The 18,459-nt window shown below is 51.9% G+C and carries 14 protein-coding genes; 10 read left to right on the forward strand and 4 right to left on the reverse strand.

Features of this window, described 5'->3' with window-relative positions; genetic code table 11:
• Nucleotides 1-152 precede the first annotated feature (152 nt).
• Nucleotides 153-1,502 carry an NAD(P)/FAD-dependent oxidoreductase gene (locus HMPREF0673_RS12925; protein WP_007903342.1) on the reverse strand — a complete coding sequence of 450 codons (1,350 nt, stop codon included), beginning with the start codon at nt 1,500-1,502 and terminating at the stop codon, nt 153-155.
• Between the two features lie 316 nt (nt 1,503-1,818).
• Between HMPREF0673_RS12925 and HMPREF0673_RS12930 the strand changes: the two genes are divergently transcribed.
• Together HMPREF0673_RS12930 and HMPREF0673_RS12935 are read left to right on the forward strand one after the other, a co-directional pair.
• On the forward strand, nt 1,819-3,804 hold the full coding sequence (locus tag HMPREF0673_RS12930; protein ID WP_172633670.1) for a TonB-dependent receptor plug domain-containing protein: 1,986 nt from the start codon (nt 1,819-1,821) through the stop codon (nt 3,802-3,804).
• Nucleotides 3,805-3,844: 40 nt separating this feature from the next.
• Nucleotides 3,845-4,126 (forward strand): heavy-metal-associated domain-containing protein, encoded by a 282-nt coding sequence (locus HMPREF0673_RS12935; protein WP_007903351.1) that lies wholly within the window; start codon nt 3,845-3,847, stop codon nt 4,124-4,126.
• 10 nt (nt 4,127-4,136) lie between these two features.
• On the opposite strand, the gene HMPREF0673_RS12940 is transcribed toward HMPREF0673_RS12935, so the two are convergent.
• Nucleotides 4,137-5,288, reverse strand: coding sequence for an acyltransferase family protein (locus tag HMPREF0673_RS12940; protein WP_007903353.1), 1,152 nt, complete (start codon nt 5,286-5,288; stop codon nt 4,137-4,139).
• Nucleotides 5,289-5,553: 265 nt separating this feature from the next.
• Here HMPREF0673_RS12940 and HMPREF0673_RS12945 point away from each other — a divergent pair, with 265 nt between their 5' ends.
• Genes HMPREF0673_RS12945 through HMPREF0673_RS12955 form a run of 3 tightly spaced genes read left to right on the forward strand, consistent with a single transcriptional unit; the run spans nt 5,554 to nt 11,265 of the window.
• The gene (locus HMPREF0673_RS12945; protein WP_007903355.1) at nt 5,554-6,735 is read left to right on the forward strand and encodes an efflux RND transporter periplasmic adaptor subunit; all 1,182 of its coding nucleotides are present in this window, start codon (nt 5,554-5,556) and stop codon (nt 6,733-6,735) included.
• A 9-nt stretch (nt 6,736-6,744) separates the two neighbouring features.
• The gene (locus tag HMPREF0673_RS12950; RefSeq protein WP_007903356.1) at nt 6,745-9,864 is read left to right on the forward strand and encodes an efflux RND transporter permease subunit; all 3,120 of its coding nucleotides are present in this window, start codon (nt 6,745-6,747) and stop codon (nt 9,862-9,864) included.
• Nucleotides 9,865-9,891: 27 nt separating this feature from the next.
• A complete protein-coding gene (locus HMPREF0673_RS12955) occupies nt 9,892-11,265 on the forward strand; it encodes an efflux transporter outer membrane subunit (protein WP_007903357.1) in 1,374 nt (457 codons plus the stop codon).
• 360 nt (nt 11,266-11,625) lie between these two features.
• Here the strand turns inward: HMPREF0673_RS12955 and HMPREF0673_RS12960 are convergent, their stop codons facing one another.
• Nucleotides 11,626-12,324 (reverse strand): DUF554 domain-containing protein, encoded by a 699-nt coding sequence (locus tag HMPREF0673_RS12960; RefSeq protein ID WP_007903358.1) that lies wholly within the window; start codon nt 12,322-12,324, stop codon nt 11,626-11,628.
• Nucleotides 12,325-12,608: 284 nt separating this feature from the next.
• Nucleotides 12,609-13,589 carry an ROK family protein gene (locus HMPREF0673_RS12965; RefSeq protein ID WP_007903360.1) on the reverse strand — a complete coding sequence of 327 codons (981 nt, stop codon included), beginning with the start codon at nt 13,587-13,589 and terminating at the stop codon, nt 12,609-12,611.
• A gap of 198 nt (nt 13,590-13,787) precedes the next feature.
• Between HMPREF0673_RS12965 and HMPREF0673_RS12970 the strand changes: the two genes are divergently transcribed.
• The 5 genes from HMPREF0673_RS12970 (at nt 13,788) to HMPREF0673_RS12990 (ending at nt 18,335) form a co-directional block, all read left to right on the forward strand.
• The gene (locus tag HMPREF0673_RS12970) at nt 13,788-14,459 is read left to right on the forward strand and encodes a LysE family translocator (RefSeq protein WP_007903368.1); all 672 of its coding nucleotides are present in this window, start codon (nt 13,788-13,790) and stop codon (nt 14,457-14,459) included.
• A 166-nt stretch (nt 14,460-14,625) separates the two neighbouring features.
• Complete coding sequence (locus HMPREF0673_RS12975) at nt 14,626-15,186, forward strand: DUF4924 family protein (protein ID WP_007903369.1); 561 nt, start codon at nt 14,626-14,628, stop codon at nt 15,184-15,186.
• A gap of 110 nt (nt 15,187-15,296) precedes the next feature.
• Nucleotides 15,297-16,865 carry a peptide chain release factor 3 gene (locus HMPREF0673_RS12980; RefSeq protein ID WP_007903370.1) on the forward strand — a complete coding sequence of 523 codons (1,569 nt, stop codon included), beginning with the start codon at nt 15,297-15,299 and terminating at the stop codon, nt 16,863-16,865.
• A 6-nt stretch (nt 16,866-16,871) separates the two neighbouring features.
• Nucleotides 16,872-17,765 carry a cation diffusion facilitator family transporter gene (locus HMPREF0673_RS12985; protein ID WP_007903371.1) on the forward strand — a complete coding sequence of 298 codons (894 nt, stop codon included), beginning with the start codon at nt 16,872-16,874 and terminating at the stop codon, nt 17,763-17,765.
• A gap of 72 nt (nt 17,766-17,837) precedes the next feature.
• Nucleotides 17,838-18,335 (forward strand): C-GCAxxG-C-C family protein, encoded by a 498-nt coding sequence (locus HMPREF0673_RS12990; RefSeq protein WP_007903372.1) that lies wholly within the window; start codon nt 17,838-17,840, stop codon nt 18,333-18,335.
• Nucleotides 18,336-18,459: the final 124 nt, after the last annotated feature.

An 18,459-nucleotide genomic window follows, 5' to 3' on the forward strand; every position in this document is an offset into this window, starting at 1 on the left:
AAAGTAGTCAACTAAAAGCGTTAAACTACAACATAGGTTGTTGCCACGCTGCGACAATGAAGTTGCGGTAGCGTGGCAATGAAGTTTCGGTAGCGTGGCAATGTTGTTGTAGTAGCGTGGCAATGTTGTTTCGGTAGCGTGGCAACACTTTTTTACTCCATCAAGTCCTCGCCGAGGTGCGTTGTCTGCTCGCGTTTCATGCGCTCTTCCACCTCGCGCGGCTTTGTGGCGTAGGTGATCATGCGGATAGAGTCGTTGTAGCTGACGTACTTCCAGAGCCAGTTGAGCAGCACCATCATCTTGTTCTTCACGCCGAGGATAGAACGCAGGTGGACGACGAGCCACAGCACCCAGGCGAAGAAGCCCTGACTGCGGAACTTGCCTATCTCTACGACCGCCTTGTTGCGTCCGATGGTAGCCATCGAGCCGAGGTTCTTGTAGTGGAACGCGGTGAGAGCATTGCTGTCTGCGCCCTGGTTGATGAGCTTGAGGTTCTTGGCGAGGTTCTTAGCCTGCTGTATAGCCACCTGCGCCACCTGCGGATGGCCGTTGGGGTAGGCTGCGTCGGAGGTCTGCAGACACTGGTCGCCGATGGCGAATACGTCGTCGACACCTTGAATGCGGTTGAACTCGTCCACCTTGAAGCGGAAGCCGCGACCCAAGCGGCTCTCGTCGATGCCGGGCATGGCGTTTGCTCTGATGCCCGACACCCAGAGGAACGTACGTGTAGGTATCTCGGTGCCGTCCTTCATGACGACCTTGTGGTCGCGGTAGTCGGTCACCATCTTGCCGAACTGTATGTCTACGCCCATGCTCTTGAGGAACTCGTACGCTTTTTGCGACGACTCCTGCGAGAGTCCGGCAAGCAGGCGGTCGCCCGCCTCGATGAGGTATATGTGCATCAACGACGAGTCCATGTCGGGGTAGTCGTACGGTATGACGTAGCGTCTCATCTCTGCGAGCGCGCCGGCAATCTCTACGCCCGTTGCGCCGCCGCCCACGATGACGACGTTGAGCAGTTCCTGGCGTTCCTCCTCAGTGGCGCAGGTGAGAGCACGCTCCAAGTTGGAGAGCAGGGCGTTGCGCAACCCCATCGCCTCGGGCACCGTCTTCATCGGTATGGCCCACTCCTCGATGTTCTTGTTGCCGAAGAAGTTGGTCGTAGCACCGGCTGCCAGCACGAGATAGTCGTAGTCGATTTTGCCGATAGAGGTCTGCAAAATCTTCTTCTCGCTGTCCACCATACGAGCCTCTGCCATGCGGAAATAGAAGTCCTTGCGCTTACGGAATATCTGTCGGAAGGGGAACGAGATGCTGCTCGGGTCGATACCTGCCGACGCTATCTGATAGATAAGCGGCGGAAACTGGTGGAAGTTGTTCTTGTCGATCAGCACTACCTGCATACCCGACCCGTAGAGGTCTTCTGCAAGGCGCAGTCCGCCGAGTCCGCCACCAACGATTACTACTCTTTTCTTCTTATTTCTCTGAATATTGATGCTCATAATATTGGGTTAAAAATGGTTATCCTTAATTCTTCTACAAAGTTACAGTATTTTTATTGAAATACGTGTTACATCAACCAACAGATTGTGATATTTGTGTTTTATGTTAAGAGTTGTTTTTCTCATGCTGCTTTTGTATGGAGATATTGGCAGTTGGGTAGCGTGAGGCTCTTATGCAAAGTAATATTAAAAAACGTTGGAAAACCGAGAATTTGTAAGCTGCGTTCGGTGTTTGGCGTAAATGTATAAGCAGAAATATATATCTTTGTACGGAAATATATAGAGGGTATTATACAAGTACGTATTTGAAATGATTATGAGAAAACCACACGTATGCTTCTTAGGAGTTTTGTTTGTGTCGCAGCAGATGCTGGCGCAGACCGATAGCATAGCCGATACCCGCGAGCTGAAAGCTGTGGTGGTGAAAGCCACGAACGGCATCAAGTCGAGATTCCGGGTTGACAACGCCGAGATAATAGGGCAGGGACAGCTGATACGTGCGGCTTGCTGCAACTTGGGCGAGTCGTTCACAGCCAATCCGTCGGTAGACGTTAGCTACAGCGATGCTGCCACCGGCGCCAGGCAGATAAAGCTGCTCGGACTGAGCGGCACCTACGTGCAGATGCTCACCGAGAACGTGCCCAACCTGCGAGGCGCAGCCCTGCCATACAGCTTAGGTTATGTGCCGGGGCCCTGGATGCAGTCGATACAGGTGAGCAAGGGAGCGTCGAGCGTGAAGAACGGATACGAAAGTACAACGGGACAGATAAACATCGAGTTTCTGAAGCCGCAGGGCACCGATGGCGTGCGTGCGAACGTTTATCAGGACAGCGAACTGAAAACGGAGGTGAACCTCGACGGAAGCGTTCATCTCAACGAACGCCTTTCTACCGCAACACTTCTCCACTTCGAGAACCGCCAAATGGACCACGACGGCAACGGCGACGGCTTTATGGATATGCCGAAGTTGCGCCAGTATAACATGATGCACCGCTGGGCTTATGTGTCGCCACGCTGGATCAGTCAGCTGATGCTGCGCGGCTTGCACGACGAGCGCAATGGAGGGCAGAGCCGCAAGCATTCGGCAACCGCTTCGTCTGAACCTCTCTACACAACTGGGGTGAAGACCAACCGCTACGAGGCACAGTGGAAGAACGGCTTTACGCTGAACGCCGACCACAACACGTCCGTCGCACTTATGCTGCACGGATCGTGGCACGATGCAGACAACATCTTCGGACGCACCGAGTATGATGTCACCCAGAAGAACGGATATGCGCAGCTGATGTTCGAAACCGACATCACGGAGCATCACAACCTAAGCGTCGGTGCATCGCTCAACCACGACTATTACGACGAACGCTTCAATCCGTTGGGCACACTGGCACGAGCTGAGAGCACTGTTTCTAAGGAGACGACACCGGGTGTGTATGCACAATATACATATAAGTTGGGCGAGAAGCTCACTGTTATGCCTGGCGTGCGTTGGGATCATTCGAGTCGTTACGGCGGTTTCTTCACGCCGCGTCTGCACGTAAAATACTCTCCGAACAGCATCGTCACGCTCCGCACCTCGGTGGGCAAGGGCTATCGCTCGCCACATGCTCTGGCTGAGAACGTGTCGCTCTTGGCAAGTGGCAGAGAGATATTCGTATCGCCCGACCTAAAGCAGGAGGAAGCATGGAACACGGGCGCTTCGTTGGGCTTCAATATACCGCTCTTCGGCAGAAATCTGGAGCTGAACGCGGAGTATTACTACACCGACTTCGTCAATCAGATGATAATGAACTTCGACGGAGCGAGTGGACAGCACACGCTTCGCTTCGAGAACCTCGACGGCAAGAGCTATAGTCACACCTTTCAGGTTGACGCCACATACGCGTTGTTCAGCGGCATGACAGCCACAGCCGCCTTCCGTCTTAACGACGTGAAGTGCACCTACGACGGCAGTCTGCGACAGAAGCCCCTCACTTCGCGCTACAAAGGCTTGCTCACGCTCTCGTACAAGACACCGCTCGAACTGTGGCAGTTTGACGTGACGGGTCAGCTGAACGGTGGCGGCGAGCTGTACGACCAGAGTAGCTATCCAGCCTACTTCCAGTTGCAGGCGCAGGTGACCAGGGAGTTCCATCACTTCAGTCTGTACTTAGGTGGCGAGAATCTCACCAACTATAAGATTGACGCCCCGATACGCCATGCACATCACCCGTGGAGCGCGGCGTTCGATGCCACACAAGTGTGGGGACCCGTTACGGGAGCCATGGCATACGTCGGAGTACGCTTCAAACTTGAAAAGTTATAGTAACCCAAATATATAGTAACCAATATAAAATAAGAATAATATGAAAAAGAATCTTTTAATGGCATTTATGCTCATGCTTGCCGGCAACAGTTTTGCGCAGACAGCAACTGACACACTGGTAGTAACAACACAGCCGCAGATGCACTGTCAGAACTGCGAGAAGAAGATAAAGAGCAACATCCGCTTTGTGAAAGGCACAAAGAAAATCGCAACCTCTGTGGACGACCAGAAAGTGACAATCGTGTACGACGGCAGAAAGGCCAAATACAACGACTATGTTGAGGCTTTCAAGAAAATAGGTTACGAGATAAAGAAGAAGTAAATATCCAGGGTTAGTGCCATACCTTAGCGAGCCATTTTCTAACGGGCACGTCGTATAGTTTAAGGCACAGCCATGCCAATACGATGCTGCCAACTACAACAGCCAGCGCTACGTACCATGTCTCTTGCAGGGTGTACTGTTTGGTCTTGATGAGCCAGCGGTAGAAGGCGTACATCAGCGGGTAGTGGACGATGTAGAGCGGGTAGGATATGTCGCCCAGGAAGCGGCAGATGCGTGTTGAAGCGGCATCGGTTGTCTTGCCTGACGCGGCAAGCCACACTATCAAGGGGAAGATTGCGACGATGCATACGCTTTCGAACACGCCATTCAGACTAAGCGTGTGAAAGATGCCACCGAGCGCATAGCTACTATTTATATAAGGTACGTGGAAGAGTGCGAGTAGCACAGCGGTGCTTATCCAAAACGCACCACGCACGTTATTGAAAGGCTTGAAGACGCGCGAAAGCAACACACCGGCTGTGAACGGGCAGAGCATACGCAGCGATCCGCCGAGCATATTCATGCTGTCTACAGTCCAACCCACACCGATAGACCCGTAGCCAGACTGATCGGTGACGGCGAACCACGTCAGTGTGCAGCACAATGCTACCGTCAGCAGGGAGAGCAAGCGTGTGGAAAGTCGGCGTATGATGAGCGCATACACGATGTTGCCGATATACTCGAAGAAGAGCGACCAGCACGGTCCGTTGAGCGGAAACATCTCGCCGTTGCCACGCACCTCGCGTGGCATACCTGGTAGAGCCGGCAGCATCAAACAGCCACATACGAAGGCAAGAAGTGTAAGCCCGAGAGTGGCGTGCGAGCCGTCCCAACGCTCCATGCCAGTAAGTAGGAAAGACACGGCACCGATGAGTGCGCCCATGCACACCATCGGTTGCAGGCGTATCAGACGGCGACGGAAGAATCCGCCCGTGGTGAGCGTCTTGCCCCAACGACTGTCGTAGGCGTAGCCCACTACGAAGCCTGAGAGGATGAAGAAGAAGTCGACAGCGAGATAGCCGTGGTTGATGAAGTCGATGACGGGCTTGTTGCCGGCGAACTGGAAGCCTTCGAACACGTGATACCATACGACGAGCAGGGCGGCTACACCGCGCAGACCGTCGAGTAGGGCGTAATGAGGTTTGGAATTGTATGCTTGCACTATTTATATTTTATTTTGTTCCTTTTACGGGTCGCTAAATTACTAATAATTTTACAATTTGGCAAGTGCTTTCGTAATACAGTCCATTAAGAGTTATGATATGTGGAAAAATTCCACACTGTGTAGACCGGTTTCTACACTTGTTGGATATGGCGTAAATAAGCAATCGGCTGGTTACGAGTGCTTTAAGATAAAATATGATGTGTGGCACGTAATTTGTCCCCTGTCTTGTTATTAATCAACAATAAATATATAAATCCCAGATATGAGACTGTTTTATACAAAGAGAGAATTGGCATTGAAGAAGAAAAGAACAGCACTTGCAGTATTATGCATCGCTTTGGTTATTGGAGTTTATCTGATAGCTACCCATCGTTCTGAACCCGAACCCGAACTTCCCACAGTGGTTGTTGCTCCGGCAACACAAAAAGACGTAGAGATTTACGGCGAATATGTAGGTCGTGTACGCGCTCAGCAGTTCGTAGAAGTGCGCGCTCGCGTTGAGGGCTATCTTGAGAAGATGCTGTTTGCAGAAGGTACTTATGTGAATAAGGACCAGGTGTTGTTTGTTATCAATCAAGACCAATACAAGGCTAAGGCAGACAAGGTGCGTGCGCAGCTGAAGAAGGATGAAGCGCAGGCGCTGAAGGCGAAGCGCGATTTGGAGCGTATCCGTCCGCTTTACAAGCAGAATGCTGCCAGCCAGCTCGATCTCGACAACGCCATTGCTGCGTACGAAACAGCTGTAGCCTCGGTGGGCATGAGCAAAGCCGACCTCGACCAAGCGGAATTAGAGTTAGGGCGTACTGTGGTGCGATCTCCGATTGCAGGACATATCAGCGAACGCCATGTAGACTTAGGCACTCTTGTCGGACCGGGTGCCAAGTCGCTGTTAGCGACTGTGGTGAAGAGTGACACCGTACTGGTGGACTTCAGCATGACGGCACTCGACTATCTGAAGAGCAAGGAGCGCAATGTGTTGCTCGGTCAGAAAGACGACACACGTTCATGGCAACCGAATGTAACCATCACCCTTGCCGATAATACGGTGTATCCGCACAAGGGATTGGTAGATTTCGCAGAACCTCAGGTAGACCCTCGCACAGGCACTTTCTCCGTACGTGCCGAGATGCCGAATCCTAACCGTGTGTTGCTGCCCGGTCAGTTTACCAAAGTAAAGCTGCTGCTCGATGTACGTGAGCACTCTATCGTGGTGCCCATGAAATCGGTTATTATAGAAAAGGGAGGAGCCTACATCTACGTAATGCGCCGCGACAATATCGTGGAACGCCGCTTCATAGAGCTTGGTCCGGAAGTTGGAAACCAAGTGGTAGTGGAACGAGGCTTGGCAGCCAACGAGAATATTGTGACCGAAGGCTTCCACAAGCTTACACCGGGTGTTAAGGTGAACCCCGTAAAGCCTACAGCGAACACAAACAGAAAATAACGTGCGAATATGAAAGTTAGTTTTTTCATTGACAGACCGATCTTCTCGGCTGTCATCTCCATATTGATAGTCATTGTCGGCATCATCGGTCTCACGATGTTGCCTATTGACCAATATCCGCAAATCACGCCACCCGTTGTGAAGATCGGAGCATCATATCCTGGTGCAAGCGCTCTGACCGTTTCGCAAGCCGTGGCTACGCCTATCGAGCAAGAGCTTAACGGTACTCCGGGTATGCTCTACATGGAATCGAACAGTACGAACACAGGCGGATTCTCTGCCACCGTTACTTTCGATATTAATAGCGATCCCGATTTGGCGGCAGTAGAAATACAGAACCGCATCAAGTTGGCAGAATCGCGTCTGCCAGCCGAAGTAGTGCAGAACGGCATTTCGGTAGAGAAGCAGGCACCAAGCCAGTTGCTCACTATCTGTCTTACCTCTTCCGACCCTAAGTTCGACGAAATCTACCTGAGCAACTTTGCTACGCTCAACGTGCTCGACCTGCTGCGACGCATCCCCGGCGTAGGTCGTGTGTCGAATATCGGCAGCCGCTACTATGCCATGCAGATATGGGTGCAGCCCGACAAGATGGCCAACTTCGGACTTACCGTAGCCGATATCCAGTCTGCCATAAAAGACCAGAACCGCGAGTCGGCAGCCGGAGTGTTGGGTCAGCAACCCATGAGCGGACCCGACATCACTATCCCCATCAGCACCAAGGGCCGTCTGTCTACCGTGAGCCAGTTTGAGGAAATCGTAGTACGCGCCAATCCCGACGGCTCAATCATTCGTCTGCGCGACGTTGCACGCATCTCGCTTGAGGCTTCGTCGTACAGCACAGAGAGCGGAATAAACGGCGGAAACGCTGCCGTGCTGGGCATCTATATGCTTCCGGGTGCCAACGCCATGGAAGTGGCTGGCAAGGTGAAGGAAGCCATGAAGGAGATCAGTGCCAACTTCCCCGAGGGTCTCAGCTACGAAATACCGTTCGACATGACCACGTATATTTCCGAATCCATCCATGAAGTGTACAAAACCCTGTTTGAAGCCCTCGTTCTGGTTATCCTCGTGGTCTACCTCTCATTGCAGAGTTGGCGTGCTACGCTTATCCCGCTTGTGGCAGTGCCCATCTCGCTTATCGGTACGTTCGGCTTTATGCTTATCTTCGGCTTCTCGCTGAATATGCTTACCTTGCTCGGACTGGTGCTTGCCATCGGTATTGTGGTGGACGATGCCATCGTGGTGGTAGAAAACGTAGAACGCATCATGGACGAAGAGAACCTCTCGCCGTATCAGGCTACAAAGAAAGCCATGGAGGGATTGGTCGGTGCTATCATCGCTACCTCTTTGGTGTTGGCTGCCGTGTTCGTGCCCGTTAGTTTTCTGCCCGGCATCACCGGACTGCTGTATCGTCAGTTCACCATCACCATCGTGGTGTCGGTATTGCTTTCTACGGTCGTAGCTCTCACGCTTAGTCCCGTGATGTGTTCGCTCATTCTGAAGAAAGAAGACCCCAACAAGCGTAAGAACATTGTGTTCCGCCGCATCAACGACTGGCTGGGCGTGGGTACTAATAAATATGTGGTTCTTATCAAGCGCATCTTGCGCCATAAGCGTCGCGTGTTAAGCTCGTTTGGAGTAGTGCTTATCGCCATTCTTGTGCTGCACCGCATCATTCCTACCAGCTTCCTCCCAACCGAGGATCAGGGATACTTCCGTGTAGAACTGGAGTTGCCCGAAGGAGCTACACTTGAGCGTAGCCGTGTCGTAAGCGCCAAGGCGGTAGAGTACCTTATGTCTCTGCCGTCGGTCGATTATGTGCAGAGCGTAGTGGGCAGCAGTCCGCGTGTAGGAACCAGTCAGGCGCGTACCGACCTTACTGTTATCCTGAAACCGTGGGAAAAGCGAGGCGAACAGACTATTGATGCCATCATGGCGCAGGTAAAGAAAGAGCTTTCGGCTTACCCCGAATGCAAGGTGTATCTTTCCACTCCTCCCGTCATCCCCGGTTTGGGTAGTTCGGGCGGTTTCGAAATGCAGCTCGAAGCCCGTGGCGATGCCACCTTCGAACAGTTGGCTGCAGCTACAGACACTCTGCTCCACTACGCCCAGCAACGCAAGGAACTTTCAGGACTGTCGTCATCGCTTCAGGCAGAAATACCGCAGCTTTACTTCGACGTAGACCGCGACAAGGTGAAGTTTGCCGGCGTGCCGATGGCAGATGTATTCTCTACAATGAAGGCTTATACCGGATCGGTGTATGTGAACGACTTCAATATGTTCAACCGCATCTATCGTGTGTATATTCAGGCTGAAGCCAACTACCGCGAGCACAAGGACAATATCAACCTCTTCTTTGTGCGCGGAAGCGACAATGCGATGATTCCGCTAACCTCGCTCGGCACTACAAGATACACCACAGGTCCCGGTAGCATCAAGCGTTTCAATATGTTCAATAGCACCGTGATCAGAGGCGGCGCAGCCGAAGGATACAGTTCGGGACAGGCGATGCAAGCGATAGAAGAGATTGCCCGCAAGCATCTTCCAGAGAACATCGGTATAGAATGGAGCGGACTCTCGTATCAGGAGAAACAAGCCGGCGGACAAACCGCGATGGTGCTGGCATTGGTGTTCCTCTTCGTATTCCTCTTCCTGTCTGCACTCTACGAGAGTTGGACGGTGCCAATCGCTGTTCTCTTCACGTTGCCGATAGCAGCCTTAGGTGCTTACCTCGGTGTGTGGGCGTGCGGACTCGAGAACGATGTCTACTTCCAGATAGGTCTCGTGATGCTTGTCGGATTGGCTGCCAAGAACGCCATCCTGATTGTAGAGTTCGCCAAAGAGCAGGTAGACCGTGGGGTAGACGTGGTAGAAGCCGCGCTTCATGCGTCGCAGCTGCGTTTCCGCCCAATCCTAATGACCTCGTTGGCATTCATCTTAGGTATGCTGCCTATGGTCATAGCCAGCGGTCCGGGTTCAGCCAGCCGTCAAGCCATCGGTACCGGTGTGTTCTTCGGAATGATAGTAGCCGTAACCGTCGGAATACTCCTGGTGCCTTTCTTCTTCGTACTTATATATAAGATGAAGAACAAGGCAAAAGCCACCACCCTCCGCAAGCAAGCGTAATGTTGTTTATTATAAAAAGCGAACACAATGAAAAAGATACTATTCTATATGCTCGTCGTGGCAGGAAGTCTCAGTATGGCTTCTTGCCAGCTGGGCCAACACTATACACGTCCGGAGCTTAATCTGCCCGAACGGCTCTCTAAGGCTCCTCAGAACGATACGCTCACCATTGCCGATATGCAGTGGTGGGAGATGTACACCGATACCACTTTGCAGCAGCTCATCAGCAAGACATTGGAGCATAACAAGGACTTGCTGATTTCCAGTGCGCGTGTAAAGGAGTTGGCAGCCATGAAGCGCATCGATTGGGCAAACCTCTTTCCGCGCATAGACGCCAAAGCCTTTATAGAAAAGGAGGGCACCAACTATGGTGGCGATAATTATAAGAACAGCACCAAGCAGCATGCTAAGTTCATTGCTTCGTGGGAACTCGACTTGTGGGGCAACCTCCGTTGGGCTAAGGACAAGAGCATGGCGCAGTTCTTGGGAAGCATCGAAGCACAGCGTGCCTTGAAGATGAGCATCATCTCCGAAGTGGCGCAATCCTACTTCGAGTTGGTAGCCTTGGATAACGAACTGAAGATTGTGCGCCAGACCTTGAAAGCGCGCGAAGAAGGCGTGCGCCTCGCCAAACTGCGTTTCGAAGGCGGTCTTACTTCTGAGACATCGTATCAGCAGGCAAAGGTGGAATACGCCCGCACCGCTACACTGGTGCCAGAGCTGGAGCGTAAGATCTCTATTAAAGAGAACGACATCGCTTTCCTTGCAGGCGAATATCCGCAGGTGATACATCGCTCAATACTTCCCGAAGAAGTGAAGTTGCCCGAGTCGCTGCCCGTCGGGCTCCCCTCCACCTTGTTGGAGCGCCGCCCCGATGTGCGCGAAGCCGAACAACGTCTTATAGCAAGTAACGCCGCCGTGGGCATGGCATTCACCAACCTCTTTCCGCGCATCACACTTACTGCCAGTTACGGTTTGGAGAGCAAGGAAATGGGCGACTTCTTCAAGTCGCCCATCCACTACCTCAGTGCTAATCTCCTGGGACCGCTTTTTGCTATGGGTAAGAACCGCGCCATGCTGAAAGCACAGAAAGCTGCCTACGAGCAAGCCTGCTACGCATACGAGAAGGCTGTGCTTTGTGCTTTCAAGGACGCCCGCAACGCCATCGTCGACTTCAACAAGATTGAGGAGATCTACGAATCGCGTCGTGAGTTGGAGCGTTCGTCAAAGGTGGCTATGGAATTGGCACAGCTGCAGTACATCAACGGCGTAATCGGTTACCTTGATGTGCTCGATGCCCAGCGTAGCTACTTCGACGCGCAAATAGGTCTTAGCAACGCCATCCGCGACAAGCAAATCACCATGGTTAGGATGTACAAGGCGCTGGGCGGCGGATGGTAAAAATATAGTTGTGTTCGTGCACATATGTTGATTTAAGTCAATAAAGAGGCGAAAATTTGAATGTTTTGCTCTGATTGTTTGCGCAAACAGCAGATTGTTTATACCTTTGCATCGTCAAAAGATTAATAGATTGTTTAGGTTAGTAGTAATAGATTTAGGTTTTTAGTTATTAGGTTTAAGGTAACGATTGTTTAACAAGGTAGCCATGAAGGCTCGTGAGAATCTTCATTGATTACGAAATTTTTTCAAGTTAAACATAGTGACAGTGGCGCAGCTCGTTGAGAGTTGCGCCACTGTTTTTTATTCTAATTGTTAATTGTTTGGCGGTGTATCAAAGGTCAAACAATATGGTTTATTAAGTTAGAAATTGATGCCGAACTGGGCGCAAAGGGCGCGCAGGGCGAAGAAAAAAATAGGCATGAAGAGGGCGGGCAGCAGATTGATGGTCTTGCAGTCTTTGATGTGCAGTATGCCTAAGCCAGAAGCGGTGATGAGTATGCCGCCGACGAGCGACACTTCGGTGATGAGTTCGTGGGAGATGAGCGACTGCGAGAGCAGTGCAATGCCGTAGATTGACGACATCCATACGAACACAGCGATGCCAGTGAGTGCTATGCCGAAACCGTACGACGAGGCGAGCACCAGAACGGTGACGAAGTTGAGCGTGGCGGCAGTCATGAGATAGGTGTTGTCGTCGTAGAGTGCGCTCATCACGGGACCCATCATGGCGAGTGTGCCGACGCAGCAGAGTAGAATGGCGGTGGTGATGCCTTCGGCAAGGTTGCTGCCTGAGATGCTACGTGTGGCGCGATCCATGTGTTGATCCATTTTGAGGAGTGTGCCGATGAGTCCGCCAATCGACAGGCAGAAGATGAAGAGCACGGGGTATTCTGACTTCTGCATACTTTCCATCGCAACATTCGCACCTAAGGTGATGGCGCAAAGTCCCATTGCGGTGTTGAGGACGTTGACATATTTCTCGCTGATGCCTCGCTGAAACAAGGCTCCGATGGCACTGCCGATGATGATGGCTACGGCGTTGATGATGATTGCGTACATATTTTTGGGGGTGGGCTAATAGATTTTGGTTAAACGATTATGTAAGTGCAAAAATAATATGAATGTGCCAAATCGCCAAATTTTAGAACACAAAAATCGCTTTCAGGGTCTTTTGAATACGAAAAAAGTCCTATAAAGGCTTTGTGCATGGTTGCACATTGTCTTAATAGGACTATGTTTGTTGGAGCAGTTCTTGCTCGGTTGGTGCAGTTCTTGCTCGGTTGGTGCACTTGAGACAAGTGCACCCCCTAAAAGTGCACCCCCTAAAAGTGCACCCCTTGAGGTTACTTCTGGATGTCCCAGCCTACTGCTGATGCACCGAGCACGGCTGCTGAAGAGCCTTCGAGAGCACTTACGAGGAACTTAGCCTTGCCCTTGAAGATGTTGAGCACGTTCTCGTCGTATGCCTTCTTGATCGGGTCCATGATAAGAGCACCTGCTTTTGTCAGACCACCGAAGAAGATGAATGCTTCTGGTGAAGAGAAGGCTGCGAAGTTGGCGCATGACTCGCCGAGCAGACGACCAGTGAACTCGTAGATGTCGAGAGCAATCTTGTCGCCCTTGGCAGCAGCCATAGACACGTCGTAAGAAGTAATCTTCTCTGGGTCGAGTTCGCGGAGGAGTGACGGCTCGTCGCTGTTAGCGAGGAACTCGCGTGCTGAGCGTGCTACGCCAGTAGCCGAGCAGTAGGTTTCGAGGCAGCCTTTGCGTCCGCATCCGCAGTCGCGTCCGTTCTCCTTCACGATAACGTGACCGAGCTCGCCGGCGAAACCATCGCAACCGTAAACGAGCTGTCCGTTCACTACGATGCCAGAGCCGACGCCTGTGCCGAGAGTGATGACGATGAAGTTCTTCATGCCGCGAGCTACACCGTAGGTCATCTCGCCGATGGCTGCTGCGTTAGCGTCGTTGGTGAGTGCTACTGGAATGCCGAGTTTGTCGCTGAAGAGCTTAGCCAAAGGCACTACACCGTCGCGTCCCCACTCAAGATTCGGAGCGAACTCGATGGTGCCGTTGTAGTAGTTGCCGTTAGGAGCGCCGATACCCATAGCCTTAATCTTGCTGATGCCGCCTACCTGGTCGATGATGATCTGCAGAGCCTCTACAGCTGCGTCTACGTAAGCCTGAACATTGTTGCCATATCCCTGGGTCTTGATGGCTGTGGTAGCTTTGATTTCACCACGGCTGTCAACGATACCAAACACAGAGTTTGTGCCTCCGAGGTCCAAACCGATTACATACGGTTTCAATAAATCTTCTGTCATTTTTTGTTTTTATTTAGTAAATTAATAGAATAGTTGACGAGTTGACGAGTTGACAAGTTGCTCGTAAGCCAGTTGACAAGTTAACAAGTAAACGAGTGTTTTGTCTATGGGCAAAGGTATTAAAAATGTCTTAATCGCACAAAGTTTTAACACTAAAATTTGCCTATATCGCATAAAATTCGCAATTTTGCAATTGTTATGCACTTTCCAATTCAATTAGATATTTTAGACTTTGTATTCCATGGAATACTGATTGGCATCATGGCATCGGCTCCGATGGGTCCGGTGGGGGTGCTTTGCATACAACGAACTCTGAATAAAGGTCGCTGGTATGGTTTTGTTACGGGTATCGGTGCTTGTATCAGCGACTTCATATATGCGTTGTTTACGGGTGTCGGTATGAGTTTTGTCATGGATCTTGTGAGCAACGAGCGTACGCGTTTTATGCTTCAGATAAGTGGCAGTATTGTATTGCTATTGTTTGGCATCTACTGCTATCGCTCCAACCCGACGAAGAATATTCATCGGAGCAACAAACCGCAGAAGGGCACGCTGATGCACAACTGCTTCACGGCGTTCTTGGTGACACTCTCCAATCCGCTTATCATCTTCCTCTTCATCTTCCTCTTTGCTCAGTTTGCCTTTGTGGTGCCGAAGCGTCCGTTGGAGATGTCGATAGGTTATGCAAGCATAGTGTTTGGTGCTATGCTGTGGTGGTTTGGTCTGTCGTGGCTCGTAGACAAGGTGCGCGGTAAGTTCGACCAGAGCGGCATCCTCATCATCAATCGTGTGGTGGGCTGCATCGTGGTCATCTTCTCGCTGATTATGCTTCTGGGCACAGTGTTCAATCTGTACACGCTGCCGTATTAAGAAGCTCCTCCCAACCCTCCCCCATAGGGAGGGCTTAGCAAGGCTTAAAGGGAGTTCCTCCCACCCCTCCCCGTCGGGGAGGGCTTAGCAAGGCTTTATTAAAGGGGCTTAGCAAGGCTTAAAGAGGCTTACAACGGCTTAGTTATAGTAAGAAAAAGCTAACAATATGTTTATTTCTCAAGAATTAAGAAAGAAGAGCACGGCGGAGTTCGTGCTCTATATGTGGCAGGTGGAGGATATTATCCGCGCCTATGGCTGCCAGCTGTCGCGCATCAAGAACGAGTACATCGCACGCTTCGCCGACTATACCGACGAGCAGCGTGCGGAGATGGTCGACTGGTATGGTGCTCTCATCACTATGATGAACTCGGAAGGTAAGCGCGAGGGCGGACATCTCGCCATCAACCAGATTGTTGTGAAGGACATGAACGACCTGCACAACCAGCTGCTGCAGAGCTCGCGCTTCCCGTTCTACAACGCCGAGTACTATCGTGTGTTGCCGTTCATCGTGGAGCTGCGCAACAAGGGCGACAAGGACGTGAACGAGGTGGAGACCTGCCTCAATGCGCTATACGGCACAATGATGCTGCGCCTGCAGCACAAGACGATAAGTCCCGACACGGAGCACGCTATCAAGGAGATTTCAACCTTCCTCGGTATGCTCAGCGACTATCACATCAAGGACAAGACTGAGGGTCTCAAGTTTGACGACGAGGAGGAGTTTTAAAAGTAAAAAAGTAAAAAGGTAAAAAAGTAAAAAGTCGGCTCCTCGGCTTAAAGAGGCATAAGAAGGCTTAGTTCGGCTTATCCTATCTGAAATCCCAATTAAAGAAAAGTATGAATCAAGAAATAGAACGCAGGCGAACATTCGCCATCATATCACACCCTGATGCCGGTAAGACAACGCTCACCGAGAAGTTCCTTCTCTTCGGTGGACAGATTCAGGTGGCAGGTGCAGTTAAGAACAACAAGATACGCAAGAGTGCTACGTCCGACTGGATGGAAATTGAGAAGCAGCGCGGTATCTCGGTGTCAACATCAGTTATGGAGTTCGACTACGAAGGCTACAAGGTGAATATCCTCGACACTCCGGGTCACCAGGACTTCTGTGAGGATACCTACCGCACGCTTACAGCTGTCGACTCTGCCATCATCGTGGTCGACGGAGCGAAAGGTGTGGAGACACAGACACGTAAGCTTATGGAGGTGTGCCGTATGCGCAACACCCCCGTAATCATCTTCATCAACAAGATGGACCGCGAGGGTCGCGACCCGTTCGACTTGCTCGACGAGCTGGAGGAGGAGTTGCAGATCAGCGTGCGCCCGCTCTCATGGCCTATCAATATCGGTGCCAAGTTCAAGGGCGTGTACAACATCTTCGAGCAGAAGCTCGACCTCTTCAAGCCCGACAAGCAGCGCGTGACGGAGAAGGTGGAGGTAGACATCAACTCGCCGGAACTCGACGCACAGATTGGCGAGCAGGATGCGCAGCAGTTGCGTGACGACCTTGAACTCATCGACGGCGTATATCCAGAGTTCGACGTAGAGACATACCGCTCGGCAGAGGTGGCACCAGTATTCTTTGGTTCGGCTCTCAACAACTTCGGTGTGCAGGAGCTGCTCAACTGCTTCATCAAGATAGCTCCGTCGCCACGCCCCACAAAGGCAGAGGAACGCATGGTAGACCCCGAAGAGCCGAAGTTCACGGGCTTCATCTTCAAGATTACAGCCAACATCGACCCCAACCACCGCTCATGTATCGCTTTCTGCAAGGTGTGCAGCGGTAAGTTCGAGCGCAACAAGCCCTATCTGCATGTGCGTCAGGGCAAGACATTGCGCTTCTCTTCGCCCACACAGTTCATGGCTCAGCGCAAGAGCACCATCGACGAGGCATGGCCGGGCGACATCGTTGGTCTGCCCGATAACGGCATCTTCAAGATTGGCGACACGCTCACCGACGGCGAGAAACTCCACTTCCGCGGACTTCCCTCGTTCTCACCAGAGATGTTCAAGTACATCGAGAACGACGACCCGATGAAGGCGAAGCAGCTTGAGAAGGGCATCAATCAGCTCATGGACGAAGGTGTGGCACAGTTGTTCGTCAACCAGTTCAACGGTCGCAAGATTATAGGCACCGTGGGCCAGCTCCAGTTCGAGGTTATTCAGTACCGTCTTGAGAACGAGTACAACGCCAAGTGTCGTTGGGAACCAGTACACCTGCACAAGGCGTGCTGGATAGAGAGCGACGATGCAGAAGAGCTGGATCAGTTCAAGAAGCGCAAGTATCAGTACATGGCTAAGGACCGCGACGGTCGCGATGTGTTCCTTGCCGACTCTGGCTACGTGCTCTCGATGGCGCAGCAGGACTTCAAGCACATTAAGTTCCACTTTACGAGCGAGTTCTAATCTGATATGGAAACAAAAGACAGAGAGCACCGCATCTACTTCGTCACGCTCATGGGCAGCGTGGTGAACGTGGTGCTGTTGGTGTTCAAGTTCATGGCAGGCATCCTGGGTGGCTCGGCAGCTATGATAGCCGATGCCGTGCACTCCTTGTCCGACTTCCTTACCGACATCGTAGTGGTGTTGTTCGTGAAGATAAGCTCAAAGCCCGAAGACAAGGACCACGACTATGGTCATGGCAAATACGAGACACTCGCCACATCTTTTATAGGTGTGGCGTTGCTCTGTGTCGGACTATACATATTATATAGTGGCTCCTACCGCACGTGGGCAGCATTCAACGGTGCTCCGATCGAACAACCGGGCATCGTAGCCTTGTGGGCGGCACTCTTCAGCATTATGTTGAAGGAGTGGACCTACCGCTTCACCGTCAAGGTGGGCAAGGAGGTGCAGTCGCAGGCAGTCATAGCCAACGCATGGCACCACCGTAGCGACTCGCTCTCCTCCATAGGCACAGCCATAGGCATCGGCGGAGCCATCTTCCTCGGAAAGGAGTGGGCTGTGCTCGACCCCATAGCCGCCGTTGTGGTGAGCATCTTCATCATACGCACGGCAGCCATGCTCGTGAGTGGTGCGCTCGACGAACTGCTTGAGAAGAGTCTGCCCGACGCAGAGGAACAGCAGATAGAGAAGATTGTGCAGAGCGAGCCCGATGTGAGCGGAATGCACCATCTGTGCACACGTCGCATCGGCAGTCGCATAGCCATAGAGATGCACCTGCGTATGCCGGGCAACATCTCGCTCAACGAGTCGCACGCCCACGCCACGAACATCGAGCGCAAGTTGCGCAGCCACTTCGGCGAGCGCACGCACATAAACATTCACGTTGAACCACTAAAGTGAACAGTAGGGGGGAGGATGCGGTATTTCCTATGTTTTATACATCTCTCCCTAATATATTAAAACCTAAGCAGTATGGACAAATCAACAGACAAACAACCTCTTACTCCCGAACTTGAGGCATGTGTGCAGCGTGCGGTGGACAACTTCATGCAGGGCTACGGCTGTTGCCAGTCGGTTGTGGCTGCCTTCGCCGACTTATATAACCTCGATGACACGATGGCGAAGCGTATTGCGGCAGGCTTCGGAGGCGGAGTAGGGCGTATGCGCATGATGTGCGGTGCCGTCTCGGGCATCGTTATCCTCGCCGGACTTGACCGCGGACAGATTGACGGTGCCGACCGTAAGGGCAAGTCGATGTGCTATAAGGTGGTGCAGGAACTGCTCGACGAGTTTAAGGTGCAGAACGGATCGGTAGTCTGTGCCGAGCTGCTCGGACTGAAGGGGCATGAGAAAGCGCAGTCGAGCTACGTTGCCTCGCCACGCACAGCCGAATACTACAAGACACGCCCGTGTGCAGCAAAGGTGGAGAGCGCAGCACGCATCTTCGCTGAATACCTTATGAATTATTAATTTTTAATTATTAATTATTAATTGGCGGCTTCCCGATGAGGAATTGTTCAATTATGAATTAGCAAAGGCTTAGAACAGCCTATCTCCACAAGGGCTTAGAAAGGCTTAAAGAGGCTTAGTTCGG

Origin of the sequence: Leyella stercorea DSM 18206 (genome assembly GCF_000235885.1) — a bacterium.
Classification (GTDB): Bacteria; Bacteroidota; Bacteroidia; order Bacteroidales; family Bacteroidaceae; genus Prevotella; species Prevotella stercorea.